The 25,358-nt window shown below is 72.4% G+C and carries 18 protein-coding genes and 1 pseudogene; 6 read left to right on the forward strand and 13 right to left on the reverse strand.

From position 1 onward, the window contains the following. The first annotated feature begins 56 nt into the window (after nucleotides 1–56). Nucleotides 57–1,658, forward strand: coding sequence for a purple acid phosphatase family protein (locus tag K7396_RS10845; protein ID WP_208629123.1), 1,602 nt, complete (start codon nucleotides 57–59; stop codon nucleotides 1,656–1,658). Between the two features lie 165 nt (nucleotides 1,659–1,823). Here K7396_RS10845 and K7396_RS35670 read toward each other — a convergent pair whose 3' ends face one another. Beyond that, nucleotides 1,824–1,955 carry a hypothetical protein gene (locus K7396_RS35670; RefSeq protein WP_018087223.1) on the reverse strand — a complete coding sequence of 44 codons (132 nt, stop codon included), beginning with the start codon at nucleotides 1,953–1,955 and terminating at the stop codon, nucleotides 1,824–1,826. Nucleotides 1,956–2,308: 353 nt separating this feature from the next. Here K7396_RS35670 and K7396_RS35950 point away from each other — a divergent pair. Beyond that, nucleotides 2,309–2,434: pseudogene (locus K7396_RS35950) on the forward strand (Uma2 family endonuclease); the annotation flags it as partial. A gap of 178 nt (nucleotides 2,435–2,612) precedes the next feature. Here the strand turns inward: K7396_RS35950 and pruA are convergent. After that, nucleotides 2,613–4,244 (reverse strand): L-glutamate gamma-semialdehyde dehydrogenase, encoded by a 1,632-nt coding sequence (gene pruA / locus K7396_RS10850; RefSeq protein ID WP_086718741.1) that lies wholly within the window; start codon nucleotides 4,242–4,244, stop codon nucleotides 2,613–2,615. A gap of 250 nt (nucleotides 4,245–4,494) precedes the next feature. Then, the gene (locus K7396_RS10855) at nucleotides 4,495–5,421 is read right to left on the reverse strand and encodes a proline dehydrogenase family protein (protein WP_086718740.1); all 927 of its coding nucleotides are present in this window, start codon (nucleotides 5,419–5,421) and stop codon (nucleotides 4,495–4,497) included. Between the two features lie 283 nt (nucleotides 5,422–5,704). On the opposite strand from K7396_RS10855, the gene K7396_RS10860 reads away from it, so the two are divergent. Further along, on the forward strand, nucleotides 5,705–7,063 hold the full coding sequence (locus tag K7396_RS10860; RefSeq protein WP_086718739.1) for a helix-turn-helix domain-containing protein: 1,359 nt from the start codon (nucleotides 5,705–5,707) through the stop codon (nucleotides 7,061–7,063). A gap of 75 nt (nucleotides 7,064–7,138) precedes the next feature. Here K7396_RS10860 and K7396_RS10865 read toward each other — a convergent pair whose 3' ends face one another. The 9 genes from K7396_RS10865 to K7396_RS10905 all read right to left on the reverse strand — a co-directional run bounded on the left by K7396_RS10865 (nucleotide 7,139) and on the right by K7396_RS10905 (nucleotide 19,395). Further along, nucleotides 7,139–7,915, reverse strand: a complete 777-nt coding sequence (locus tag K7396_RS10865) for a YwqG family protein (RefSeq protein WP_223659861.1) — start codon at nucleotides 7,913–7,915, stop codon at nucleotides 7,139–7,141. A gap of 239 nt (nucleotides 7,916–8,154) precedes the next feature. Next, nucleotides 8,155–8,754: a TetR/AcrR family transcriptional regulator gene (locus K7396_RS10870; RefSeq protein WP_086718738.1), complete on the reverse strand. Its 600-nt coding sequence runs from the start codon at nucleotides 8,752–8,754 to the stop codon at nucleotides 8,155–8,157. Nucleotides 8,755–8,849: 95 nt separating this feature from the next. After that, a complete protein-coding gene (locus K7396_RS10875; RefSeq protein WP_223659863.1) occupies nucleotides 8,850–9,305 on the reverse strand; it encodes a PRC-barrel domain-containing protein in 456 nt (151 codons plus the stop codon). A 298-nt stretch (nucleotides 9,306–9,603) separates the two neighbouring features. Further along, complete coding sequence (gene serA / locus K7396_RS10880; RefSeq protein WP_086718737.1) at nucleotides 9,604–11,196, reverse strand: phosphoglycerate dehydrogenase; 1,593 nt, start codon at nucleotides 11,194–11,196, stop codon at nucleotides 9,604–9,606. A gap of 270 nt (nucleotides 11,197–11,466) precedes the next feature. Continuing rightward, entirely contained in the window at nucleotides 11,467–12,465 is a 999-nt protein-coding gene (gene ilvC / locus K7396_RS10885; RefSeq protein WP_086718736.1) for a ketol-acid reductoisomerase, read from the reverse strand. A 101-nt stretch (nucleotides 12,466–12,566) separates the two neighbouring features. Next, a complete protein-coding gene (ilvN, locus tag K7396_RS10890; RefSeq protein ID WP_030816355.1) occupies nucleotides 12,567–13,091 on the reverse strand; it encodes an acetolactate synthase small subunit in 525 nt (174 codons plus the stop codon). A gap of 40 nt (nucleotides 13,092–13,131) precedes the next feature. After that, nucleotides 13,132–15,000, reverse strand: coding sequence for an acetolactate synthase large subunit (locus K7396_RS10895; RefSeq protein WP_086718735.1), 1,869 nt, complete (start codon nucleotides 14,998–15,000; stop codon nucleotides 13,132–13,134). A gap of 208 nt (nucleotides 15,001–15,208) precedes the next feature. Next, entirely contained in the window at nucleotides 15,209–18,127 is a 2,919-nt protein-coding gene (locus K7396_RS10900) for a putative bifunctional diguanylate cyclase/phosphodiesterase (RefSeq protein ID WP_373866950.1), read from the reverse strand. A gap of 305 nt (nucleotides 18,128–18,432) precedes the next feature. Next, nucleotides 18,433–19,395 carry a 2-hydroxyacid dehydrogenase gene (locus tag K7396_RS10905; protein WP_086718734.1) on the reverse strand — a complete coding sequence of 321 codons (963 nt, stop codon included), beginning with the start codon at nucleotides 19,393–19,395 and terminating at the stop codon, nucleotides 18,433–18,435. Between the two features lie 88 nt (nucleotides 19,396–19,483). Here K7396_RS10905 and K7396_RS10910 point away from each other — a divergent pair, with 88 nt between their 5' ends. The 3 genes from K7396_RS10910 to K7396_RS10920 all read left to right on the forward strand — a co-directional run bounded on the left by K7396_RS10910 (nucleotide 19,484) and on the right by K7396_RS10920 (nucleotide 22,184). Then, complete coding sequence (locus K7396_RS10910) at nucleotides 19,484–20,524, forward strand: aldo/keto reductase (protein ID WP_152104855.1); 1,041 nt, start codon at nucleotides 19,484–19,486, stop codon at nucleotides 20,522–20,524. A 176-nt stretch (nucleotides 20,525–20,700) separates the two neighbouring features. Then, the gene (locus K7396_RS10915) at nucleotides 20,701–21,876 is read left to right on the forward strand and encodes a PQQ-dependent sugar dehydrogenase (protein WP_152104856.1); all 1,176 of its coding nucleotides are present in this window, start codon (nucleotides 20,701–20,703) and stop codon (nucleotides 21,874–21,876) included. An 86-nt stretch (nucleotides 21,877–21,962) separates the two neighbouring features. Further along, a complete protein-coding gene (locus tag K7396_RS10920) occupies nucleotides 21,963–22,184 on the forward strand; it encodes a DUF6191 domain-containing protein (RefSeq protein ID WP_086718324.1) in 222 nt (73 codons plus the stop codon). Between the two features lie 40 nt (nucleotides 22,185–22,224). On the opposite strand, the gene K7396_RS10925 is transcribed toward K7396_RS10920, so the two are convergent. After that, nucleotides 22,225–25,347 (reverse strand): helix-turn-helix transcriptional regulator, encoded by a 3,123-nt coding sequence (locus K7396_RS10925; protein WP_086718323.1) that lies wholly within the window; start codon nucleotides 25,345–25,347, stop codon nucleotides 22,225–22,227. Between the last annotated feature and the right edge of the window lie 11 nt (nucleotides 25,348–25,358).

The raw sequence follows: 25,358 nt of genomic DNA on the forward strand, positions 1-25,358 counted from the left end.
CCGCCGTTCACCCGCAGTCCCCGCCGCGGTCGGGTCGCCCTGCGACATTCGGCGGCATGACTGGAAACACCCGGGGCACCCACCCGCCCTCGCACACCCCGCGCGTCGGCATTCCGGAGCGGCTGGCGGCCCGGATGACCATGCCCGAGCAGCACGACTACCTCCGTACGAAGCTGAGCCGCCGCGGTCTGCTGCGCACCTCGGCCGCGACCGCCGGGGCCGTCGCGGGATCCGGTCTGCTGGCCGGTTCGGCCCAGGCCACCCCGACCCTGCTGGCCTCCCCCGCCACCGCCGGCGTCGACGGTGCGGTGGTCGCCCCGTTCGGCCGCCACCTGGCCTTCGGCGCCGACCCCAGGAGCCAGATGCGGGTGAGCTGGCAGGTGCCGTTCGCGGTCAGGCGGCCGTACCTGCGGGTGGGGACCGAGCCGTGGGACCTGGGGCGCAGGATCGAGGCCGAGGTGCGCGACCTGCACACCCCCGCGCTGTCCGCGAAGCTGCCCGCCGTGCAGCAGTACTACCTGCATGCCGCGCTGGACGGGCTGCGCCCGGGAACGACGTACTACTACGGCGTGGGCCACGACGGCTTCGACCCCGCCGACCCGCGCCACTTCTCCACCATCGGCACCTTCCGTACCGCCCCGGCCCGGCCCGAGAAGTTCGTCTTCACCGCCTTCGGCGACCAGGGCGTGAGCTACCACGCCCTCGCCAACGACCAGTTGATCCTGGGTCAGAACCCGTCCTTCCACCTGCACGCCGGTGACATCTGCTACGCGGACACCGACGGCGACGGCTCCGAGCACGACGCCTACGACGCCCGGGTGTGGGACCAGTTCCTCGCGCAGACCGAGTCGGTGGCCAAGTCCGTGCCGTGGATGGTGACCACCGGCAACCACGACATGGAGGCCTGGTACTCCCCCCACGGCTACGGCGGCCAGCAGGCCCGCTGGACGCTGCCCGGCAACGGCCCGGACGCCGAGCACGCCCCCGGCGTCTACTCCTTCACCTACGGCAACACCGCGGTCGTCGCCCTGGACGCCAACGACGTGTCGTACGAGATCCCCGCCAACCAGGGCTACACCGGCGGCAGGCAGACCCGCTGGCTGGATCGCCGGCTGGCCGAACTGCGGGCCACCGACGGCATCGACTTCCTCGTGGTGTTCTTCCACCACTGCGCCTTCTCCACGACCAACTCGCACGCCTCCGACGGCGGGGTGCGCGACGCCTGGCTGCCGCTGTTCGACAAGCACCAGGTGGACCTGGTCATCAACGGCCACAACCACATCTACGAGCGCACCGACGCCCTCAAGGCCGGCCGGGTCACCAAGAAGATGCCGATCGGGGAGAGCGTGGACACCACCCGCGAGGGCCTGGTGTACGTGACCGCGGGCGGCGCGGGGAGGGCCCTGTACGACTTCCCCGTGCCGGACAGCTACGAGGGCCACGTCAAGGACGTCGACCACGTCGACACCTACCACTGGGCCAAGGGCCAGGTGAAGAACAAGGACACCGTGGAGTGGTCCCGGGTCCGCTACACCGGCTTCTCCTTCATTGCCGTCGAGGTCTCGCCGGGCCACCGCCCGCGGATGAAGGTCACCGCCCTCGCCGAGTCCGGCGAGCGCATCGACCACTTCGAGGTGACCCGCTCGCCCGCGCGGTGAGCGGCGAGTGCCTGTAGGGGCGTCCGTACGCGGACGCCCCTACAGGCCCGGACCGTTCAGGAGAGGAAGAGCCACCGGGCCACGGAAAGCCGGATGCGCCAGCAGCAGCGGCAGGGCATCGACGCCGGTCGCGACAGCACCGACCCGCCTCGCGCGCGCATCGGCTCAGTGCCCGGTGGAGCCGCCGTTGTCACGGCGGTCGAGAGCGCGCTGAAGGGCGGCCGCGGCGTTCCTGCGGTCGGCGTCGCCGGTCGTACGGGCGGAGTGACGGGTCCTGCGGACGGCGGTCTCGGCCATGATTCACGTCTCCTATGCCAGTGCCCCGAGAAAAAAATGGGATGCGTCGATCCAGAAGCGGCCGGAAAACGCGGGGGCCTCGGCACGGCAGGGGTCACCTGCGCTTGCGCACCGGGCCACATCCGCAATCGCTCGATGGAGCGCGACGTTCGGCTTCCTACAACGCTAGGACAGCTCGGCCGTGATGTCTGCACAATTACTTGGGCTTCCTACTATCTGAGACGGCCGGCGCGTGCTCGAACGAGTGATCCGGGAGCATTCGCTGGTCACAGCCGTGCGAGCACTCCCTAGCGTGGCGGTGTCGCTCGTGCCACGAGGCCGAGCCCGCCCACGCCGAGGAGGAGGTGCCCGAGATGACGTCCGGACCGGACCTGGACGAGCTCCTGTGGCAGGCATGGAAAGCCATGGAACTCCCCGAGGGCCTTCGCGCCGAGATCATCGAGGGGTTCATCGAGGTGTCGCCCACCGGACGTTTCGCTCTACACGGATGTGCACCGCGTGGCGTACGGCATCGACGTGGTCATCCCCGAAGGCCCCGCCAAGGGCTTCGTCATCGGCGAGGCGATCACCGGCCCGGCGCGGAGCGCCTGACACGCACACCGGCGGCCCGGCGCCCCCGGGGAGAGGGGTGCCGGGCCGTCGGCGTTCGCGCGGGCGTCAGCCCATGTGCGGGTAGCGGTAGTCCGTCGGCGGGACCAGGGTCTCCTTGATGGAGCGGGTGGAGGTCCAGCGCATCAGGTTCTGCTTGGCGCCGGCCTTGTCGTTGGTGCCGGACGCGCGGCCGCCGCCGAAGGGCTGCTGGCCGACGACGGCGCCGGTCGGCTTGTCGTTGATGTAGAAGTTGCCGGCCGCGAAGCGCAGCAGCTCGCAGGTGCGGGCGGCCTCGGCGCGGTCCTGGGCGATGACGCAACCGGTCAGGCCGTACGCCGAAGCGGACTCCATCTGGGTGAGCATCGCGTCGTAGTCGGCGTCGTCGTAGACGTAGACGCCGAGGATCGGGCCGAAGTACTCGTCCTTGAAGATCTCGTTCTCCGGGTCGGTGGAGACCAGGACCGTCGGGCGGACGAAGTAGCCCTCGCTGTCGTCGTAGGTGCCGCCGGCCACGACCTCGATGGTCGGGTCGGCCTTGGCGCGGTCGATCGCCGCCTTGTTCTTGGCGAAGGAGCGCTCGTCGATGACGGCGGACATGAAGTTGGACAGGTCCGAGACGTCGCCCATGGACAGGGCGTCGACCTCGGCCGCGAACTCCTCCTTGAGGCCGTTGTTCCACAGCGAGGCCGGGACGTAGGCGCGGGAGGCCGCGGAGCACTTCTGGCCCTGGAACTCGAAGGCACCACGGGTCATGGCGGTCTTCAGCACGGCGCGGTCGGCCGAGGGGTGGGCGACGATGAAGTCCTTGCCGCCGGTCTCGCCGACGAGCCGCGGGTAGGTCTTGTAGTTCTCGATGTTGTTGCCGACCGTCTTCCACAGGTACTGGAAGGTCTTGGTCGAGCCGGTGAAGTGGATGCCCGCCAGCTCGGGGTGGGTCAGCGCGACCTCGGAGACGTCCTTGCCGTCGCCGGTGACGAGGTTGATGACGCCCTTGGGCAGCCCGGCCTCCTCCAGCAGCTGCATCAGCAGCACGGCGGCGTAGGTCTGCGTCGGGGACGGCTTCCAGACCACGACGTTGCCCATGAGGGCGGGCGCGGTCGGGAGGTTGCCGGCGATCGCGGTGAAGTTGAAGGGCGTGATCGCGTAGACGAAGCCTTCGAGGGGGCGGTGGTCCGAGCGGTTCCACACGCCCGGGGAGTTCGCCGGGGGCTGCTCGGCGAGGATCTGGCGCGCGAAGTGCACGTTGAAGCGCCAGAAGTCGATGAGCTCACAAGGGGTGTCGATCTCGGCCTGCTGGGCGGTCTTGGACTGGCCGAGCATGGTGGCGGCGGCCATCGTCTCGCGCCAGGGGCCGGAGAGCAGGTCGGCGGCCTTGAGGATGATCGCGGCGCGGTCGTCGAAGGACAGCGCGCGCCAGGCCGGGGCGGCGGCCAGCGCGGCGTCGACCGCGTCCTGGCCGTCCTTGACGGTGGCGTTGGCGTACGTACCGAGCCGGGAGGCGTGGTGGTGCGGCTGGACGACGTCGAAACGCTCGCCGCCGCCCATCCGGCGCTCGCCGCCGATGGTCATCGGCAGCTCGATCGGGTTGTCGGCCAGCTCCTTGAGCTTGGCCTCCAGACGGGAACGCTCCGGGCTGCCGGGGGCGTAGGTGTGGACCGGCTCGTTCACCGGCACGGGGACCTGGGTCACAGCGTCCATAGCGGCCGTGTCTCCTTCGATTTCGCTCGTCGGTTGTCGTACGTCGGTGGTGCGGCCGCGGCCGCTTCGGGTGGGCTGCCGCGGGCGGTGCCGTCCGGGACGGGCCCCGGGCTTCCAGCATCCACCCGCGCCCGCCCCCGCGGGGCGATCAGCCGCGAGGGTCAGCCGCGGGTCGCCAGCGACCTCAGGCTGCAGTCACCCGGGGGACGACCCCCGGACCCCCAGCCGGAGTCGCGCCGGCTCTCGGGTATCAGCCGCGGGTCGCCAGCGACCTCAGGAAGAACCCGAGGTTCGCGGGGCGTTCGGCGAGCCTGCGCATGAAGTATCCGTACCAGTCGGTGCCATAGGGGATGTACACCCGCATACGGTTCCCGTTGGCGACCAGCCGCTGCTGCTCCGCCTCGCGGATGCCGTACAGCATCTGGAATTCGTAGTCGGCCGGCTTGCGTCCGTTGCGGTGTGCCAGCTCCTGGCCGATGGCCACCATCCGCGGGTCGTGCGACCCGATCATGGGGTAGCCCTCTCCGGCCATCAGGATCTTCAGGCAGCGCACATACGCCTTGTCGACCTCCCGCTTGTCCTGGAAGGCGACGGTCGCGGGCTCCTTGTACGCGCCCTTGACCAGCCGCACCCGAGAGCCTTCCCCGGCGAGCGCGTGGCAGTCGTCCTCGGTGCGGAAGAGGTAGGACTGCAGCACCGCGCCGGTCTGGGGAAAGCGTTCCCGCAGGTCGGCGAGGATGGCGAGGGTGGAGTCGACCGTGGTGTGGTCCTCCATGTCGAGGGTCACGGTCGTCCCGGCCTCGGCGGCGGCCTCGACCACGGGAGTGACGTTCTTCAGCGCCAGCTCGTGGCCGCCGGGCAGGGCCTGCCCGAAAGCGGACAGCTTGACCGACATCTCGGCCTTGACGCCGAGCCCGTGCTCCTTGAGTGCCGCGGCCAACTGCAGGTAGGCGTCGCGGTTGCGCAGCGCCTCGGCCGGGTCGGTGATGTCCTCGCCCAGGTAATCGAGGGTGACCTCCAGACCACGGGCGGCCAGGGACCGGACGGCCGCCATGGACTCGTCCAGCCGCTCGCCGGCGACGAACCGGTCCACCACGGGGCGGGTGACCGGCGCAGCCGCGACGATGCGACGGATGCTGTGGCTGCGCGCTGCGGCGAGGAGCACGGGACCCAGCATGGGCACCTCCACGATTCAGGGTGACAAGTACCGGCGGACGCCGGACGGGACGAACGCGTCGGCAAGATTGAGCCACCTGAAATTTAAGGATCGCGCCACTTCCCGGCCATCGACAGCTGTCACGCCTTCGTGGTCGGGATCTCAGACAGATGTATGAGAATGGAGGGGTGAGGGCCGGGTCAGCGGTGACAGCGGGGTGAAAGGTGCCCCAGGGACCGCAGGTACCGGACCGCGGTGCCGGCGGGGCCGGTGGGGTGACGACAGGAGAGGAGCCGGGCGGCGGATGCGGGGCGACTACCAGCAGCTCGTGGACGAGATCTCGGCGGCGCTCGGCGCCCCGGCGACGCTGGAGGACCGCGATTTCGGACTGATTGCGTTCGGCGCGCACGAGGGCGACGACGACGAGGTCATGGACCCCGTGCGGACCCGCTCGATCCTCCAGCGCCGTTCGTCGGCGGCGGTACGGGCCTGGTTCGAGGCGTTCGGGATCGCCCGTGCCACCACGGCGCTGCGCATTCCGCCGGACCCGGCGGCCGGCGTCTTCAAGGGGCGGATCTGCCTGCCCGTACGCCATCGGGGCATCGTCCACGGCTATGTCTGGCTGCTGGACGACGGGCATCTGACCGATCTCGAACTGGGCGGCCGCGGCGCGCCGCCCGACCCGCGGATCGCCCAGGCGATGGAGACCGCCGCGCGGATCGGGGCGCTGCTGGCCGACGAGGCCCGCGCCGGGTCCGAACTCGGCGACCTGCTGTGGGAGTTGCTGGCCTCGCCGCCCACCGGGCGGCAGGCCGCGGCGGCCGCGCTGCGCGAGGCGCTGCAGGACAGCCTGCGCTTCACCCCGGGCGTCCCGCTCGCGCTGGTCGCGGTACTGCCGTGGGACACCTCGGACACCGATGTGGCCCCCCTGCCCAGCCTGCCGGGCCTGCTGGCGGCGTGCACCCTGCCGGCGGGCGGCCCCGCCGCGCCGGCCGAGGGGGCGGACGAGCCGGATGCCGCCGCGCAGCCCGGCAAGGGGCCCGCCGGCCGCACCGCGCCGGGCACCCGGCCGCAGTCCGCGCCCGCGCTGGCCGCGCTGGTGCGGCTGCGTTCGGCCGGCGCGCTGGCCCCGGCCCATACGGTGGCCGAGCATCTGCTGCGCTCCCCGCGCGCGGGCGGCGCGCCGCCCGAGGGGCGGGCGGGGCGCGGCCGGGAGCGCAACGGCGGATCCGCCGGACACCCCGTGCCGCCCCGGCCGGGCGCCGCCGGAATCGGCCCCGCCACCAGCGAGTTGACCGACCTTCCCGCCACCTGGCGCGAGGCGCTGGACGCGGCCCGCGCGGCGCGCGCCGAGCCCCGCCTCGGCCCGGTCACCCAGTGGGACGGCCTCGGCCCGTACCGCATGCTGACCGCACTGCCGGACACCGCACCCGACCCTGCCGTCGCCCCGCTGCTGGCCCCCGCCCACGCCGAACTCGCGCGCACCGCCGAGGTGTTCCTCGACTGCGCGGGCCAGGCGAGCCGCACCGCACAGGCCCTGGGCATCCACCGCCAGACGCTCTACTACCGCCTGGGCCGGGTGGAGAAGCTCACCGGCCTCGACCTGGACGACGGCGAGCACCGGCTGCTGCTGCACATGGCCCTCAAGGCGGCGCGGCTGTGAGCCGCGCCGGGTCCGCGGGGGCGTCCCGCGCCACGGCACCGGCCCCGCCGGCCGCCGGCGGCGTTCGGCCGCTCGTCAGCCGCACTGCCAGGTGAACATCGCGCGGTCGAAGCGGCGTGCGGCCAGGTCCTCGGGGCGTATCAGCCAGTAGAGGGCGCCGCAGTCGCCCCACATCATGCCGGCGTCGTCGTCGCTGTCGAACTGGGCGAGCAGCACCCAGCGGAGCGCCTCCTCCCCGATCCGGGGGTCGTCCCACGGCGGCGAGCCCAGAGCGCCGCGGGCGACCTCGGTCTCCACATCGCCCTGCACGGGGTCCGCATGACCGCCGATACGGTGCTCCGTGCCCGCGGAGTGGTCCCACAGGGCCTCCTCGAAGGCGTCGCCGTACACCGGGTGGTCCTCGGGCACCGGCGCGAACTCATGGCGGACCACCGGGTGCCGCGCGTAGGGCGCCGTGGTCTCCACGCGCGAGGTCAGCGGCACCTCGGGGTACGGCCGGATGCCCTCCGGGGCCGCCCGCTGCGCGACAGGGACGCCCGCCGGGACGTACAGCACCCGCGCCCCCGCCCAGCTGTCGGGCTCGTCGGGGGTGACCACCGCCCAGCCGTCGTCCACCTGCCCGTCGAAGGAGAAGAAGGCCAGCGTGCCCTCCGTCGGCAGGGCGATGTCGAGGGCGGCGGAGGGGAGTGCGGCGCAGTCGAGCGACGCGACGAAGGCGAGCGGGCCCTGCCCCTCCCATACGGGCCACTCCTCGGCCTCCGGCAGCTCCGGCAGACCTCCGAGCCGCCCGGCGACCGGGTCGGCGGCCGGGCCTTCTCCAGGCGCAGGCCCGGCCGCAGCAGGCCGGTCCACCGTTCGGCGATCCCGGGTGGGAGGTGCTCGTGGGCGAGTGCGTGCAGGACGTCGGCGGTGCTCTGATGCATGCCACGCATGATGCACCCACCCACTGACAACGGGCGGCCTGTCAGCGGCGGTTCAAGGGCCGGCCGGTTCCGGGAGCCGGATGGTTCGGGGCGCCGGACGGTTCGGGGCGCCGGACGGGCCAGTGGCCGGGCGGAGGCGGCGGCGATCCCGGCCGCCCGGTGTCCGGATCACTTCTTCCCCAGCACCTCGCCCGCGGTGACCCGGCGCAGTGCGGTCGCCAGGTCCCGGCCGGAGGGCATGGCGTCCGGAGTGAGCAGCGACTGGACCATCAGGCCGGTGAGCAGGGCCTGGTAGAAGGAGCCCACGATCCGCGCCGCCTCCGGGTCGACCTCGGTGTCCGGCACTCCTTCGAAGACCGCGACGAGTCCCTCGCCGCCCTCCGGGAGCACCTCGCCGATCGCCTCGCGCAGGGCCGCGTCGCGCGGCAGCAGCCCCAGCACCTCGACCTGCGCGGCGATGAACTCCCGTTCCGTGGCGATCCGTTCCAGGACCGCGTCCCAGACCGCGGCGAACCGCTCCAGCGGCTCCGTGCCACCCGCCTCCGCGCCGCCGCCCCCGGCCGGCACCTGGGCCACGCTCGCGCCCCACTCCTCGCTGGACGCGATGATCGCCTGGCGCATCAGGGCGTCCTTGGAGCCGTAGTGGTATCCGATGGAGGCGAGGTTGGCACCGGACGCGGCCACGATGTCGCGGGCGGTGGTGCGCGCGTACCCCTTCTCCAGGAGGCAGCGCTTGGCGCCCTCCAGAAGGTCTTCACGGTGTCCCATGAGGGCAGCCTATCCCTGCGCATACGCTCGTACCAGACGCCCGTATGAAACGCCCGTACACCGTCCTCCCGACGGCCCCGCCGGCCTCCGCACGCCTACCCGGACGACGGCATCCCGCCGGAGCCCGGCCCCGCCGCACCGCCGCCGCCCGGCTCCCCGCCGGAGTCCGGCACCTCGCCGCGCCCTGCCCGCTCCCCCGGCTCCGCCGTCTCCCGGAGGCCGTAGGCACTCGGCCGCGCCATCCCGTAGTGGCGGTAGAGCTCCTCCTCCTCGGAAGGGTCGAGATGCCCGTCGGCGTCGATCCGCGGCGCGGCCTTGACGGTCTCCTTGGCGTGCGGAAGATGCAGCCGGTCGCCGGTCCGGCGGGCCCCGGCGAGCGGGACGAACGTCTCCTTCATGCCGAGGAGCCCGGTGCGCACCGTGATCCACTCGGGGTCGTTGGTGGCGTCGTCGCGGTAGACCTGCTGGACCCGGCCCATCTTCGCGCCGTCCGCGTCGACCACATGCAGACCGGTCAGGCTCCGTGGGGCGTCATCCCGAGGTGCATTCATGGCGCTCTCCTTCCGCACACCGACGCGGGCCCGCACAGTTCCCATTGCGCGACGCCGCCCCCTCCGCAGCGACTCGAAGGGACCGGCGGGCGACGGCCGTACGGCGGCGCCGGCAGGCCCCGCGACCACACCGCCCCCACCCCTTCATTACGCCATTCGAGTGAAGGATGTGCCCGTCGGCCACGCCGGGACCACGGTCGCGGACCGCGCCGGCCTCCGCACGATGCGGGCACGCGAACGGGCCCGGGCACTCCGCCGAAGCGGGGCCCGGGCCCGTCGGACTGCGCGGACCGGCGGATCAGTCGCCGAGGTTCACCGCGCGCACGGAGGTCGCGCCGATCTCCTCGGCGATCTCGGTGAGCACGTTCGGGGGAATCGTGTCGTCGACGGTCAGCGCGACCAGCGCCTCGCCGCCGACATCGGCCCGGGAGACCTGCATCCCGCCGATGTTGATGCCCGCCTCGCCCAGGATGCGGCCGACGGTGCCGACGACACCCGGGCGGTCGCTGTAGCGCATGAAGGCCATGTGGTCCGCGAGTGACAGGTCGATGGAGTGCTCGCCGACCGCGACGATCTTCTGGGTGTTCTTGTGCCCCGACAGCGTGCCGGAGATCGACACCTCGTCGCCGCCCGCGAGGGTGCCGCGCACGGTCACCACATTGCGGTGCTCGGCCGACTCGCTGCTGGTCGTCAGCCGGACCTCCACGCCGCGCTCCTGCGCGAACAGCGGGGCGTTGACGTAGGACACCGTCTCGTCCACGACGTCCTCGAACACGCCCTTGAGCGCGGAGAGTTCGAGCACCTTGACGTCGTGCTGGGTGATCTCGCCGTACACCTCGACGTCGAGGCGCATGGCGACCTCGCCCGCGAGCGCGGTGAAGATCCGGCCGAGGCGCTCGGCCAGCGGCAGCCCCGGCTTGACGTCCTCGGCGATCACGCCGCCCTGGACGTTGACCGCGTCCGGCACCAGCTCGCCGGCGAGCGCGAGCCGCACCGACTTGGCGACCGAGATACCGGCCTTCTCCTGCGCCTCACCCGTCGACGCGCCGAGGTGCGGGGTGGCGACGACCTGGTCGAACTCGAAGAGCGGCGAGTCGGTGCAGGGCTCGGTCGCGTAGACGTCGAGGCCCGCGCCGGCGACCCGGCCCTCCTTGAGCGCGCTGGCCAGCGCCGCCTCGTCGACGATCCCGCCGCGCGCGGCGTTGACGATCCGGACCGACGGCTTGACCTTGTGCAGCGCCTCGTCGCCGATGAGACCGACGGTCTCGGGCGTCTTGGGGAGGTGCACGGTGATGAAGTCCGAGACCTGCAGCAGCTCGTCGAGGGTCAGCAGCTTGACGCCCATCTGCGCGGCACGGGCCGGCTGGACGTAGGGGTCGTAGGCGACGACCTTCATGCCGAAGGCCGACATCCGCTGCGCGACCAGGACGCCGATCCGGCCGAGGCCGACCACGCCGAGGGTCTTCTCGCTGAGCTCGACGCCGGTGTACTTGCTGCGCTTCCACTCGCCGTTCTTCAGGGCGGTGTTGGCCTGCGGGATGTTGCGGGCCGTGGCGACCAGCAGGCCGCAGGCGAGCTCGGCGGCGGTGACGATGTTGGAGGTCGGGGCGTTGACGACCATCACGCCGGCCTTGGTGGCGGCGGAGACGTCGACGTTGTCCAGGCCCACGCCCGCGCGGGCGACGACCCGCAGCTTCTTGGCGGCGGCGATGGCCTCGGCGTCGACCTTCGTCGCGCTGCGCACGAGGACGGCGTCGACGTCGGCGATCGCGGGGAGCAGCTCGGCGCGGTCCGCGCCGTTGCAGTGCCGGATCTCGAAGTCCGGCCCGAGGGCGTCGACGGTGGCGGGCGACAGCTCTTCGGCGATGAGTACGACAGGTTTCGAGCTCACGTGGTCTTCATTCCTCACTAGTCCTTCGCGGACGGCCGTCCCGACGGCCGAAGGCGGTGAAGGGGGAAAGCCGCGTGGAAGACGCACGACGCTGTGAGCCTGACGCGCTTGTGCTTGGCAGTGTAGTGGCGGTGGGGGGCGCGTCCTGTGCCGATGCGGAAGGATCACCCGTGCGTGGTTCTACGCGGTGGACAAGGCGCCGCGGCGGCCGTGGCCGGGCGCATGGACGAGGGGGCCGCGAGCTGTTCCGCGACCCCCTGTCCATTCGGCTTACGCCTCGTCGTCCACCCAGCTCATCAGCTTGCGCAGCTGCTTGCCGGTGGTCTCCAGGAGGTGGTCCTCGTCGGCCTTCTTGTACTCGTTGTACTTCGGCAGGCCGGCGTTGTACTCCGCCATCCAGTTGTTGGCGAAGGTGCCGTCCTGGATCTCGGCGAGCACCTTCTTCATCTCGGCCTTGGTGTTCTCGTTGATGATCCGCGGGCCGGTGATGTAGTCGCCCCACTCGGCGGTCTCGGAGACCGACCAGCGCATCTTCTCCAGGCCGCCCTCGTACATCAGGTCCACGATCAGCTTCAGCTCGTGGAGGCACTCGAAGTACGCGATCTCGGGCTGGTAGCCCGCCTCGACCAGGGTCTCGAAGCCGGCCTTGACCAGCGCCGACGCGCCACCGCACAGGACGGCCTGCTCACCGAACAGGTCGGTCTCGGTCTCCTCGGTGAAGGTGGTCTTGATGACGCCGGCGCGGGTGCCGCCGATGCCCTTGGCGTAGGAGAGCGCGAGGGCGAAGGCGTTGCCGCTCGCGTCCTGCTCGACGCCCGCGATGCACGGGACGCCACGGCCTTCCTCGTACTGGCGGCGGACCAGGTGGCCCGGGCCCTTGGGGGCGACGAGGGCGACGTCCACGCCGGCCGGGGGCTTGATGAAGCCGTAACGGATGTTCAGGCCGTGCCCGAAGAACAGCGCGTCGCCGTCCTTGAGCTGGTCCTTGATGGACTCCTCGTAGACCTTGGCCTGGATCGGGTCCGGCACCAGGATCATGATGACGTCGGCCTCGGCGGCCGCCTCCGCGGGGGTGACCACGCGCAGGCCCTGCTCCTCGGCCTTGGCCTTGGACTTGGAACCCTCGTGCAGACCGACCCGCACATCGACACCCGAGTCGCGCAGGGACAGCGCGTGGGCGTGGCCCTGGCTGCCGTAGCCGATGACCGCGACCTTGCGGTTCTGGATGATGGACAGGTCGGCATCGTCGTCGTAGAACAGCTCGGCCACTTCGGGTATCTCCTTGGATCTAGCGGGGTGCCCACACAGTACGTCGGGCGGGAGGGAAAAGGGCGGCGGGTCTCGCCATGCGGTCCGGGCGGACCGCGGGGTCAGGCCGAACGGTCCAGGGCGCGCAGCGAGCGGTCCGTGATGGACCGGGCGCCACGTCCTATGGCGATGGTGCCGGACTGCACCAGCTCCTTGATCCCGAACGGCTCCAGCATCTTGAGCATCGCCTCCAGCTTTTCACTGGATCCGGTGGCCTCGATGGTGACGGCCTCCGGCGAGACGTCCACGGTCTTGGCGCGGAAGAGCTGGACGATCTCGACGATCTGCGAGCGGGTCTCGTTGTCGGCGCGGACCTTGACCAGGACCAGTTCGCGCTGGATCGCGGCACCCGGCTCCAGCTCGACGATCTTCAGGACGTTGACGAGCTTGTTGAGCTGCTTGGTCACCTGCTCCAGCGGCAGCGACTCGACGCTGACCACGATGGTGATACGGGAGATGTCGGGGTGCTCGGTGACCCCCACCGCGAGCGAGTCGATGTTGAAGCCGCGGCGGGAGAACAGTGCGGCGATCCGGGCGAGGATGCCGGGCGTGTTCTCCACCAGGACGGAGAGCGTGTGCTTGGACATGGTGTTCTCTCTTCTTCCGTGCGTCCGTGTCGTCCTGGGCTCAGTCTTCGTCGTTGTCGCCGAAGTCGGGACGGACGCCCCGGGCGGCCATGACCTCGTCGTTGGAGGTGCCGGCGGCGACCATCGGCCACACCTGGGCGTCCTCGTGGACGATGAAGTCGATCACGACCGGGCGGTCGTTGATGGCATTGGCCTTGGCGATGACCGCGTCGAGTTCGGCCGGGTCCTCGCAGCGCATCGCGACACAGCCCATGGCCTCGGACAGCTTCACGAAGTCCGGGACGCGGGTGCCGCCACTGGCCTTGCCCGCCGTCACCAGCCCGTTGGACTCCGGTCCTGAGTGGAGCACGGTGTTGGAGTAGCGCTCGTTGTAGAAGAGGGTCTGCCACTGGCGGACCATCCCCAGCGCGCCGTTGTTGATGATCGCGACCTTGATCGGGATGTTGTTCAGCGCGCAGGTGACCAGTTCCTGGTTGGTCATCTGGAAGCAGCCGTCGCCGTCGATCGCCCAGACGGTGCGGTCCGGCCGGCCGGCCTTGGCGCCCATCGCGGCGGGAACGGCGTAGCCCATCGTGCCCGCGCCACCGGAGTTCAGCCACGTCGAGGGCTGTTCGTAGCCGATGAAGTGGGCGGCCCACATCTGGTGCTGGCCGACGCCCGCGGCGTAGATGGTGTCGGCGGGGGCGAGCTCGCCGATCCGCTCGATGACCTGCTGCGGGGACAGGCTGCCGTCCTCCGGCAGGTCGTAGCCCAGCGGGTAGGTGTCCCGCCAGCGGTTGAGGTCCTTCCACCACGCGGTGTAGTCGCCCTTGTGGCCGGCGTCGTGCTCGGCCTGGACGGCGACGATCAGGTCGGCGATGACCTCGCGCGCGTCACCGACGATCGGGACGTCCGCGGCGCGGTTCTTGCCGATCTCCGCGGGGTCGATGTCGGCGTGGACGACCTTGGCGTACGGCGCGAAGGAGTCCAGCTTGCCGGTGACCCGGTCGTCGAAGCGGGCGCCGAGGGTGATCAGCAGGTCCGACTTCTGCAGCGCGGTGACGGCGGTGACCGCGCCGTGCATGCCGGGCATGCCGACGTGCTGCGGGTGGCTGTCGGGGAAGGAGCCCAGGGCCATCAGAGTGGTGGTGACGGGGGCGCCGGTCAGCTCGGCGAGGACCTTCAGCTCGGCGGTGGCGCCGGCCTTCATCACGCCGCCGCCGACGTAGAGCACCGGGCGCTTGGCCTCGACGATGAGCCGGGCGGCCTCGCGGATCTGCTTGGCGTGCGGCTTGGTCACCGGGCGGTAGCCGGGCAGCTCGGTGTGCGGCGGCCAGGTGAAGGTGGTCTGCGCCTGGAGGGCGTCCTTGGCGATGTCGACCAGGACCGGGCCCGGACGGCCGGTGGCCGCGATGTGGAACGCCTCGGCGATCGTCCGCGGGATCTCGGCGGGGTCGGTGACCAGGAAGTTGTGCTTGGTGATCGGCATCGTGATGCCGCAGATGTCCGCTTCCTGGAACGCGTCCGTGCCGATCGCCTTGGACGCGACCTGGCCGGTGATCGCCACCAGCGGGACGGAGTCCATGTGGGCGTCGGCGATCGGGGTGACGAGGTTGGTGGCACCCGGGCCCGAGGTCGCCATGCACACCCCGACCCGGCCGGTCGCCTGGGCGTAGCCGGTGGCCGCGTGGCCGGCGCCCTGCTCGTGGCGGACCAGGACGTGCCGGACCTTCGAGGAGTCCATCATCGGGTCGTACGCAGGCAGGATCGCACCGCCGGGGATGCCGAACACCGTGTCGGCCCCGACCTCCTCGAGCGAACGGATCAGGGACTGCGCGCCCGTGACGTGCTCGACGGCGGCGGACTGCGGTCCACCGGAGTGACGGGCCCGCGGCTGAGGATGGTGGGCCCCGGAGGCCTGCTCGGTCATCTGCGTCTCTTCTCGAAGCTGAGGGATTTGACGGGATTTGTGAGGTTGCTGTGCAACAAAAAACCCCCCGTGCCAGGTGGCAAGCGAGGGGAGCGCGTCGGGATGTGAGCCGGGTTTCGTCCGGGGCCCAGCTTCAGCCGACGCGCTTTCCAAGTACGAGAATTCGGGTGCGCATGTCACAGACCCTCCCCCCGCCGTGCACCGAGTGTCAAGTGGGTGGGACGGAGGTCTCACTATTTGAGCGCAATGGCGGATGCATGAGCGAATCCGGACCCGCCGGTCCGCCGTGCCGGACGGGCAGTCCGCTGCCCGTGAGCACCACCGCCCGGCTCTGCCCCGGAAGCTCCGGCACCGGGTAGTGGGCGTGCGTCAGAGAACGCCGCAGCCGGTGCTCGTCGAGCGGCCCGGAGAAGGCCATGCCCATGCCGTGCGTGCAGCCCATGGAGCGCAGCGCGAGGACCTGCTCGGGCAGGTCGACGCCGTCCGCGACGGACTGCATGCCCAGGTCTCCGGCGATCCGCAGCAGCCCTGCGGTGATCTTGTGCAGCCGGGCGGACTCCACCACCCCGTCGATCAGCCCGCGATCCAGCCGCAGGATGTCGACCGGGAGCCGGCGCAGCGCGCCGATGGCCGCATAGCCGCTGCCGAAGCCGTCGAGAGCGATCCGTACCCCGAGGCGGCGCAGCGCGACCAGCCGGCGCTCCAGGTCGTCGAGCGGCATACGGGAGTCGCTCTCGGACAGCTCCAGCACGAGCGCGCGCGAGGGCAGGCCGTGCCGGGTGAGCAGCGCCTCGACGCCCGCGGGGGACAGTGCGTGATCCAGCAGACGGCGGGCGGAGAGCCGGACGGCGACCGGGACCGGGTAGCCGGCGCGGTGGCGCGCCGCGGCCTGCTCGACGGCCTCCTCCAGCTGCCACCGGTCCAGCTCCGCGGCGCGGTCGCCGTCCTCGGTGAACCGGCCGCGGTCGCCGACCCGCAGGAACTCGGCCGGGGTGAACAGGATGCCCTGGGCGGAGCGCCAGCGGGCGTGCGCCGCGACCGCGGTGACCCGGCCGCCGGCCAGCTCCACCACGGGCTGGTGCAGCAGTGCGAACTCGCCGTCGTGCAGGGCCGTACGGAGCTTGGTGGCGAGTTCGGCACGGTGTGCCACCTCGCTCTGCATCTGGGGCGCGTACAGCTCCACCCGGCCCTTGCCGGCCTGCTTGGCGCGGTACATCGCGAGGTCGGCGTTGCGCAGCAGGCCCGCGGGGCTCACCCCGGGGTCGGCGAAGGCGACGCCGATGCTGGCCGCGACCCGGACGTCCCGGCCGTCGATGCGGTACGGCTCGGAGAGCTTGATGCGCAGCCGGTCGGCGATCTCGTGGATGCGGAACTCGCGAGCGGCGAGGTCGCGGGTGCCGTCGCCGGTGATCAGGGCGGCGAACTCGTCGCCGCCCAGGCGCGCCGCTATGTCCCCGGCGCGCACCGAGTCGCCGAGCCGGCGGGCGGCCTGGATCAGCAGTTCGTCGCCCGCCTGGTGGCCGATGGTGTCGTTGACCTGCTTGAAGCCGTCGAGGTCGATGTAGAGCACGGCGGTGTCGTGGTCGCTGGCGCGGCGGCCGGTGACGGCCTGGGTGACGCGCTCGGTGAACAGCGCGCGGTTGGGCAGGTCGGTGAGCGCGTCGTGCGAGGCGTTGTGCTGGAGCTGGGCCTGCAGGCGGACACGTTCGGTGACATCGCGGGAGTTGAAGATCAGGCCGCCGTGGTGGCGGTTGACGGTGGATTCGACGTTCAGCCAGCCGTCGCCGCCCAGGCGCTGTTCGCCGGCGCGGAAGCGGCATTCGATGCGGGTGGTCGGTTCGTCCTCGGGCGCGGCGGCGAGGAATCTGCGGACCTCGTGCACCACCCGTCCCAGGTCCTCGGGGTGGATCAGCGAGGCCAGTTCGGAGCCGACCAGCTCCTCGGCGTCGCGGCCGTAGACCCCGGCGGCCGCCGGGCTCACGTAGCGGAGCACTCCGGTCGGGGCGGCGATCATGATGACGTCGCTGGAGCCCTGCACCAGGGAGCGGAAGTGGTTCTCCTTCTGCGCCAGTTCCTGGGTGAGGGTGATGTTGTCGAGCAGCATGATGCCCTGGCGGACGACCAGCGCCAGGACGACCGTGCAGCCGGTGAAGAGCACCACGCGGTCGATGCGGCGCCCGTCGAGGACGTTGGTGAGGATGCCCAGGGTGCAGACGGCGGCGGCGAGATACGGGGTGAGGGCGGCGAGCGAGCCCGCGATGGGGCGGCTGCCGTGCGGCGGGACCCGGCGGGCCGCGGGCTTGACGTCCTCCTCGGGGCACTCCTCGCCGCTGCGACGGGCGACCCAGGGCGCGTACGCGAGGAGCATCGAGCCGGCGAACCATCCGGCGTCGAGGATCTGTCCTGAGCGGTAGTGCTCGCGCAGCAGCGGCGAGCTGAACAGGGCGTCGCACAGCACCGTCAGCGCCAGCGCGGCGACCGCGGTGTTGATGGCCGAGCGGTGCACCGAGGAGCGCCGGAAGTGCAGCGCGAGCACCATACTGACCAGCACGATGTCCAGCAGCGGATAGGCCAGCGACAGGGCGCTCTGCGCCACGCTGCGGCCCTGGAAGTGGGCGGTGTGCGCGAGCGCGAGGCTCCAGGACAGGGTGACCAGCGAGCCCGCGATCAGCCAGGCGTCGAGGCCCAGGCAGATCCAGCGGGCCACCGTCACCGGTCTCTTGGCGAGCACGAGCAGGCCGACGATGGCCGGTGGTGCGAACAGCAGGAAGCAGAAGTCGGCGAGGCAGGGACTGGGGACCGTGGTGCCCTGGACGACCTCGTACCAGCCCCATACGCCGTTGCCGAGTCCGGCCATCCCGGACGACGCGGCGAACAGCATCCATGCCGGGCGGAAGCGGGTACGGCGCTTGCGGGCGTACAGGCCGCAGGAGAAGGCCGCCAGGAACGCCGCGAAGCTGAGGCCGAAGTCCCCCATGAACGCGGCGACTTCGGGCGAGCCCCAGCCGAAGGCGGCGCCGACGGCGTAGCCGCCGCAGACCACGACGAGGACGATCTGCGGCACCGCGCCCGGCGGATTGCCGGCCGGGGCCGGCGGCCGGGAGAGCATCGCCCCGGGGGCGCTCACCGGACTCTTCCCCTCAGGCGGGCCGGGCATCGTCGCGAGCGGTGTGCCCGGGAGTCTCGCAGCATTCCCGTGGGCGCTCGTGGATCGCGCTTCTCGCGAATCATCCATCGGCTGTACATCGCCCGTCGCCCCCCTCGAGTTCCGGATCCTTCGCATCGCGCCGCATCCTTCCCGGCGTCGTCCCCGCTCGGGACGATACACCAGTTCCGTCACTCAGGGACATAGGGTCTCTACGGAGCGTGACCGGCTGTGAGTGATGGACACTCTGTGCAGTCGTACGGCCTCGTAGCGCTACGCGCAAGCGCTCATTCGGCGGTAGCGACCACGTTCCGCAGCGGCTCCCCGGCCGCGAAACGCGTCAACTGATCGCGCAGCAGCCGCTTCGCACGGGGCAGGAAGGCAGAGCTGGGGCCGCCGACGTGTGGAGTGATGAGCACGCCCGGAGCGTGCCACAGCGGGTGCCCGGGGGGCAGGGGTTCCGGATCGGTGACATCGAGTGCGGCGCGCAGCCGCCCCGACTCCAGTTCGGCGAGCAGTGCCTTGGTGTCGACGACGCCGCCGCGCGCGACGTTGACGAGCAGTGCGCCGTCCTTCATCCGCGCCAGGAATCCGGGTCCTACCAGGCCACGCGTGGTGTCGGTGAGCGGAGTCGCCAGCACGACCACGTCCGCGTCGGGCAGGAGGGCGGACAGGTCGGAGAGTGGATGCACAGGGCCGCGCACAGTGTCACGCGCGGTGCGTGCGACGCGCGCCACCCGCGCACATTCAAAAGGTGTGAGCCGGTCTTCGATGGCACTGCCGATCGAACCATAGCCCACAATGAGGACCGACTTGTCGGCGAGCGCGGGCCGGAAGCCGTGGCGCCACTCCCCCGCGTCCTGGCCCCGTACGAAGCCCGGGATGTCGCGCAGCGCGGCGAGGATCAGAGTGAGCGCCAGTTCGGCGGTGCTGGCGTCGTGCAGCCCCCGGGCGTTGCAGAGCCGGGCGCCGGCCGGCATCGACGCCAGCCCCGGGAGCACGGCGTCGACGCCCGCGGTGAGGGTCTGCACCACCCGCACCCGGCTCATCCGCGACAGCGGGCGCAGGCTGGTCTCCGGGTCCTTCATGTAGGGGACGGCGTAGAAGGCGCAGCGTTCCGGGTCGGCCGGGTAGTCGGGGCCAGCGTCCCAATGGACGTAGTGGAGGCCGGCGGGGAGGCCGTCGATCTCGGCGGGCGGGATCGGGAGCCATACGTCGTTCGCCGCGGGGCGCTGGTCTGCGGTTGCCATGGCCGCAGGCTATGCGAAGAGACGTTCTCCTCAGACGTTAGTTTGGTCTGGCCCTTGACCGGGGGCGAGGGGACGGAGGCACAACCAGGTGGAGCGCAGGACAATCGGTGCGGCGGCTCTCGAAGTGGGCGCCATCGGGCTCGGCTGTATGCCGATGAGCTGGGGGTACACCGAGTCGCAGCGCAGCTTGGACAGCTCGCTGCGGGCCGTGCACACCGCGCTGGACCGGGGGTGCAGCCTGCTGGACACCGCCGACATGTACGGCCCGTTCACCAACGAGCTGCTGGTGGGGCGGGTGCTCAAGGAGCGGCGGGCGGACGCGTTCGTCTCGACCAAGTGCGGGCTGCTGGTGGGCGAGCAGCACATCGTCGCCAACGGGCGGCCGGGTTACGTCAGGCGCGCCTGCGACGCCTCGCTGCGCCGGCTGCAGACCGACCACATCGACCTCTACCAGCTGCACCGGGCCGATCCCGAGGTGCCCGTGGAGGAGACCTGGGGGGCGATGGCGGAGCTGGTGGCGGCGGGGAAGGTGCGGTCGCTGGGGCTGTGCGCGGTGGGTGCGCGGGCGGTGCGCACGGCCCGCGCGGGCCGCACGGAGCGGCGGCCCGCGGGCGGCGGGGCGCGGCCCCGCTCGCGGACGCACGACGGCACGCTGGCCCAACTGGAGCGCGTCCAGCAGGTGTTCCCCGTCAGCAGCGTGCAGGCGGAGCTGTCGGTGTGGTCGCCGGAGGCGCGGGAGGAGCTGCTGCCGTGGTGCGAGTCGCGGGGCATCGGCTTCCTGGCGGCGATGCCGCTGGGCAACGGCTATCTGACCGGCACCCTCACTCCGGGGCAGGGCTTCGAACCGGAGGACCTGCGGGCCCGCCACCCGCGCTTCACCGCCGAGATGATGGCCGCGAACCAGCCGGTGGTGGCGGGGCTGCGGCGGGTCGGCGCCCGCTACGGCGCCACGCCGGGGCAGGCGGCGCTGGCGTGGGTGCTGGCGCAGGGCCGGCATGTCGTCCCGGTGCCGGGCACGAAGAAGGAGCGCTGGGCCGCCCAGAACGCCAAGGCCGCGCAGCTGACGCTCTCCCGTGAGGACCTGGCGGAGATCGCCGCGCTGCCGCCGGCGCTGGGGTCCTGGGACTGAGCCGGGGCGCCGCGACCCGTGCCCGGTGGCGTACGCCGCCGTGCGTGTCGCGCTCGCGGCTCGGCGGCGACGGCCGGATCATGGCAGGTGGGTGTGGCCCGGGCAGCGGACGACGCGCCGTGCGGCGGGCCGCGGTGTGGTGTTCTTGTCCACGCCCGCCGACGAGAGGATCTGCCGTGCAACGCCGTTTCTCCACCGCCGTGTTGGCCGCCGCTTCGCTGCTCCTGGCAGCGGGCTGTTCGGCCGGCGGCGCGCAGCCGCAGGGCGGGGCGAGTTCCGCCCCGGCGAAGAACCGGGGCACCGCCGCCTCGCCGGGGGCCGCCCCGTCGTCGGCCGTGCCGCCCGCCAAGGGCTCGGTCGAGGTGACCGGCACCCTGGCCACCGGGCTGAAGTCGCCGTGGGGCGTGGCGGTGCTGCCGGGCGGGGACCTGCTGGTCGCCTCCCGGGACACCGGGAAGATCGTGCGGATCGCGGCGCACGGCGGGAAGATCACCGAGCTGGGGTCGGTGCCGGGGGTGGAGCCGGGGGGCGAGGGCGGGCTGCTGGGGATCGCGGTGTCCGCCGCGTTCGGGGCGGACCACCAGGTCTACGCGTACTTCACCACCGCCTCCGACAACCGCGTCGCCCGCATGAACTACGACGAGAGGCGCCCCCAGGGCGATCAGCTGGGCGCGCCCGACACGGTCTTCAAGGGCATCCCCAAGGGCCGGATCCACAACGGCGGCCGGATCGCCTTCGGCCCGGACAAGATGCTCTACGTCGGCACCGGTGAGACCGGCGACACCGGGCTGGCGCAGGACAAGCGGTCCCTGGGCGGCAAGATCCTGCGGATGACGCCGGACGGCGAGCCGGCGCACGGCAACCCCGAGGCGGATTCGGTGGTGTACGACTACGGCCACCGCAATGTGCAGGGCCTGGCCTGGGACGACGACAAGCGACTGTGGGCCTCGGAGTTCGGGCAGGACACCTGGGACGAGCTCAATGTCATCGAGCCGGGCCGGAACTACGGCTGGCCGAAGGTGGAGGGCCGGGCCAAGGGCAGGGCCGCGGGCGCCGGGTTCATGGACCCCGTCGAGGTGTGGCGGACCGCGGACGCCTCGCCCAGCGGGATCGCCTGGGCCAAGGGCTCCCTCTGGATGGCGTCGCTGCGCGGCGAACGGCTGTGGCGGATTCCGCTGAACGGGACCCGGCCGGTGGCCGCGCCGCAGGCCTTCCTGAAGGGCACCTACGGGCGGCTGCGGACCGTCGTGGCGGCCGGCGACGGGACGTTGTGGCTGGTCACCAGCAACACCGACGGACGGGGCACGCCGCACAAGGGCGATGACCGGATTCTCCGCCTCCGGGTGAGCTGATCCGGCTGATCCCTTTTTCGGGTGCCGTGCCTACACTCGGGGGCAGGGGGACGGGTGCGTGTCGGCCGACGAGGGGACAGGGCACCATGTTCAACATCGCGGAAGAACTGTTCGCACCGGGGCGCAAGCACACCGACGAGGAGCGGCAGAAGATGTCGCTCGTCGTCGACGACGTGGGCGACGGCGATCCCGGGAAGGGCCCGATCGACCTCACCTCGGGGACCGTCGTCGTCCGGGCGCCGGGGCGGCAGCGGGACGGGGACCACGGCCGGGAGCGGGACGGCGGGCGGGACGGGGAGCGGCCCTAGGCGCCCGCTCGCCGGGCACCCGCCGCGGGCGTCATGCCGGTCAGGGCGTCCCGACCGGGTCCTGGCCCGGTACCGGCTCGCCGAACAGGCGCAGGCGGTGTGCCATCGCGCCCGCCTCGCCGCGGCCGGAGACGCCCAGCTTGGCCAGGATGTGGGAGACATGGACGCTGGCGGTCTTCGGGGAGATGAAGAGGGCGTCGGCTATCTGGCGGTTGCTGCGCCCGTCCGCGACCAGGCGGAGGACATCGCGTTCACGGGGCGTCAGGCCGAGGGATTCGGCGGGGACGGCGCCGGCGGGTGAGGGGTCCGCGGGTGCGGCGCCGCCGGTCGCCGGCGCCGCCTCGCCCTGCGGCGGCGGGCAGGGCAGCGGGATGCGGGCGCGCTGGGCGAGGAGCGCGAGTTCCCCGGCGAGCGGGCGGGCGCCCATCGCCGCGGCGGCGGTGTACGCCCGGGTGAGCAGGAGCACGGCGGCCTCGCGCGGGGTGCGGCCCTGCAGGCCGAGGGTGGCCCGCTCGCCGCCGTGCAGGAGGGACTCCGCCCAGCGGTAGCAGGCGCGGGCGAGTTCGTGCGGGCGGTCGAGGGGCTCGAAGGCGGTGACCACCCCGGCCCAGGCGTCGGGGGTCTCGCGGCCCTCGGCGCGGCGGAGTTCGGCGTCGAGCGCGAGGGCGTGGGCCGCCCAGACGGGGCAGATCCGGGGCAGCTTCCTGGCGGCGTCCCGGATGCGGGCGAGGACCGCGTCCCGGCCGGGACCGGCGGCGGGCAGGCCGCGGGCGTCGGCCTCGGCGGTGGTGGCCGACCAGAGCAGCGGCCAGGCGTAGCGCTGGGTGCCGGGAGGGAAGCCGGCGTCCAGGACCTGCTGGAGGACGCTGCGGACGTCGAGGACGCGGCCCTGGTGGGCGGCGATCCGCAGGGCGTGCCGCGCCATGACGAGGGCGTGCTGCGGCTGCGGGTCGTGGGTGCCGTAGTGCTCCTGGGCGACGGCCAGTTCGGTTTCGGCGCCGGCGAAGTCGCCCTGGTCCAGGGCGAGGCCGGTGCGGCGGCTGGCGGCCAGCGCGAGGGCGCGGGGGCTCTGGGCGAGGCGGCGGGCGTCGTCGGCGGCCCGGCCCGCCTCCTCCCAGCGGCCCAGCGACTGCAGGGACTCGGCGCGGTTGCCCAGGACCCAGCTGGTGCTGTCCTTGAGGCCGTAGCGGGTGGTGAGTTCGACGCCCTGCTCGGTGACCTCGACGGCCTCGCGGGAGCGGCCGACGCCTTCCAGGGCGGACGGGAAGTTGACGTGGCCGCGGGCGATGACGGCGAAGTAGCCGCGGTCGACGGCGCGGCCGAGGCTGGTGCGGAAGTCGTCGAGGCCCGCGTCGACCTCCCCGGAGTCGACCCGCAGTCCCGCCAGGGTCAGCCGGGAATTGAGCTCGGCCTCCTCGTCGCCCACCAACTCGGCCAGCTCCACGGCGCGTTCGGCCGTGGCGAAGGTGCCGGGGCCCGGGTCGTGCAGGATCGCCCAGCTGGCGACGGCGGCGAGCACCTCGGCGTGCACGGAGGACGGCGGCAGGCCGTGCATCAGCTCCTGTGCGGCGCCCAGGTCCTCCCAGCCGTTGCCGCGGCCGGTGCCCTGGCAGAGCCGGGAGCGCTGCACCAGGAACCAGGCCGTGCGCAGGGGGTCGCTCTCGCCGCGCAGCGACCGCAGGGCGCGCTTGACGATCGTGAAGGCGCGTTCGTTGTCGCCGGAGAGCCGGGCGGCCACCGCGATCTCGGCGAGCAGGTCGAGGAAGCGCAGGGCGTCGCCGTCGTGGCAGCCGCAGGCCGGGTACGCCTCGGCGTAGTCGACCGGGCGCACGCCCTGGCGGACCTCCGTGGGCGCGTCGTCCCACAGCTCCAGGGCCCGGTCCAGCAGCCGCAGTTGTTCGGCGTAGGCGTGGCGGCGGCGGGCCTGGACGGAGGCGGCGAGGACGGCGGGCAGCGCCTTGGCGGCGTCATGGGACTTGTACCAGTAGCTGGCGAGCCGGGCGGCGCAGACGTCGGCGCGGACGAGCGAGGGGTTGGCCTCCAGGGCCTCGGCGTAGCGGCGGTTGAGGCGGGTGCGCTCGCCGGGCAGCAGGTCGTCGACGACGGCCTCGCGGACGAGGGCGTGCCGGAAGCGGTAGCCCGTGCCGTCCTGGGTGGGCACGAGGGTGTTGCTGCCGACGGCGGACCGCAGCGCCTCGATGAGGTCGTCCTCGGGCATCCGGCAGACGGCGGAGAGGAGTTCGTGCTCGACCGTGGAGCCTGCCTCGGCGGCGGTGCGCACCACCCGCTGGGCGTCCTCGGGGAGGGCCTCGACGCGCACCAGCAGCAGATCGCGCAGCGGGTCGCTGAGGCCGTGCAGCGCGCCGTCGGCGAGGGAGCGGGCCAGCTCCTCGACGAAGAAGGCGTTGCCCTCGGAGCGCCGGAAGACCCGGTCGACGGTGTCCTCCCCGGGGTCGCTGCCGCGGATGCCGGCGATCTGGGAGCGGACTTCCTCGCGGTTGAAGCGGGCGAGTTCGACGCGGCGGACCGTGCGCATCCGGTCGATCTCGGCGAGGAAGGGGCGCAGCGGGTGGCGGCGGTGGATGTCGTCCGAGCGGTAGGTCGCGACCAGGAGGACGCCCGCGTCGTGCAGGGAGCGCAGGAGGTAGGCGAACAGCTCGCGGGTGGAGCGGTCGGCCCAGTGGAGGTCCTCGACGACGATGACGAGGGTGCGGTGGGCGGCGAGCCGCTCCAGGAGGCGGGCGGTCAGCTCGAAGAGGCGGGCGCGGCCGATCTCCTCGTCGTGCGCCTCGCCGGGGGTCTCCCCCAATTCGGGCAGGATGCGGGAGAGTTCGCCCTCCTGGCCGGCGACAGCGGCGGCCAGCTCGTCGCGCAGATGCCAGTTGAGGGTGTGCAGGATCGCGGAGAACGGCGCGAAGGGCAGGCCCTCGGAGCCGATCTCGATGCAGCCGCCGAACGCGACGAGGGCGCCGCGGGCGCGGGCGGACTCGCCGAACTCCTCGATGAGGCGGGTCTTTCCGACTCCGGCCTCGCCGCCGATCAGCAGGGCCTGGGGCTCGCCGGACGCCGTGACACGGGCGAGCGCGTCCCCCAGCACGGCGAGTTCGGCCGCGCGGCCGACGAACACGGGACTGACGGACCTGGTCTCCACGCCGGTGAGCATCGCACAGGAAT

The organism is Streptomyces angustmyceticus (genome assembly GCF_019933235.1).
In the GTDB taxonomy this organism is placed as follows: Bacteria; Actinomycetota; Actinomycetes; order Streptomycetales; family Streptomycetaceae; genus Streptomyces; species Streptomyces angustmyceticus.

What these genes read in the sequence shown, in the direction of transcription:
- K7396_RS10845 (WP_208629123.1), top strand. Translation starts at nt 57, where the DNA reads ATGACTGGAAACACCCGGGGCACCCACCCGCCCTCGCACACCCCGCGC.
- K7396_RS35670 (WP_018087223.1), bottom strand. Translation starts at nt 1,955, where the DNA reads ATGGCCGAGACCGCCGTCCGCAGGACCCGTCACTCCGCCCGTACGACC.
- pruA (WP_086718741.1), bottom strand. Translation starts at nt 4,244, where the DNA reads ATGGACGCTGTGACCCAGGTCCCCGTGCCGGTGAACGAGCCGGTCCAC.
- K7396_RS10855 (WP_086718740.1), bottom strand. Translation starts at nt 5,421, where the DNA reads ATGCTGGGTCCCGTGCTCCTCGCCGCAGCGCGCAGCCACAGCATCCGT.
- K7396_RS10860 (WP_086718739.1), top strand. Translation starts at nt 5,705, where the DNA reads ATGCGGGGCGACTACCAGCAGCTCGTGGACGAGATCTCGGCGGCGCTC.
- K7396_RS10870 (WP_086718738.1), bottom strand. Translation starts at nt 8,754, where the DNA reads ATGGGACACCGTGAAGACCTTCTGGAGGGCGCCAAGCGCTGCCTCCTG.
- K7396_RS10875 (WP_223659863.1), bottom strand. Translation starts at nt 9,305, where the DNA reads ATGAATGCACCTCGGGATGACGCCCCACGGAGCCTGACCGGTCTGCAT.
- ilvN (WP_030816355.1), bottom strand. Translation starts at nt 13,091, where the DNA reads ATGTCCAAGCACACGCTCTCCGTCCTGGTGGAGAACACGCCCGGCATC.
- K7396_RS10895 (WP_086718735.1), bottom strand. Translation starts at nt 15,000, where the DNA reads ATGACCGAGCAGGCCTCCGGGGCCCACCATCCTCAGCCGCGGGCCCGT.
- K7396_RS10905 (WP_086718734.1), bottom strand. Translation starts at nt 19,395, where the DNA reads ATGGCAACCGCAGACCAGCGCCCCGCGGCGAACGACGTATGGCTCCCG.
- K7396_RS10920 (WP_086718324.1), top strand. Translation starts at nt 21,963, where the DNA reads ATGTTCAACATCGCGGAAGAACTGTTCGCACCGGGGCGCAAGCACACC.
- K7396_RS10925 (WP_086718323.1), bottom strand. Translation starts at nt 25,347, where the DNA reads ATGCTCACCGGCGTGGAGACCAGGTCCGTCAGTCCCGTGTTCGTCGGC.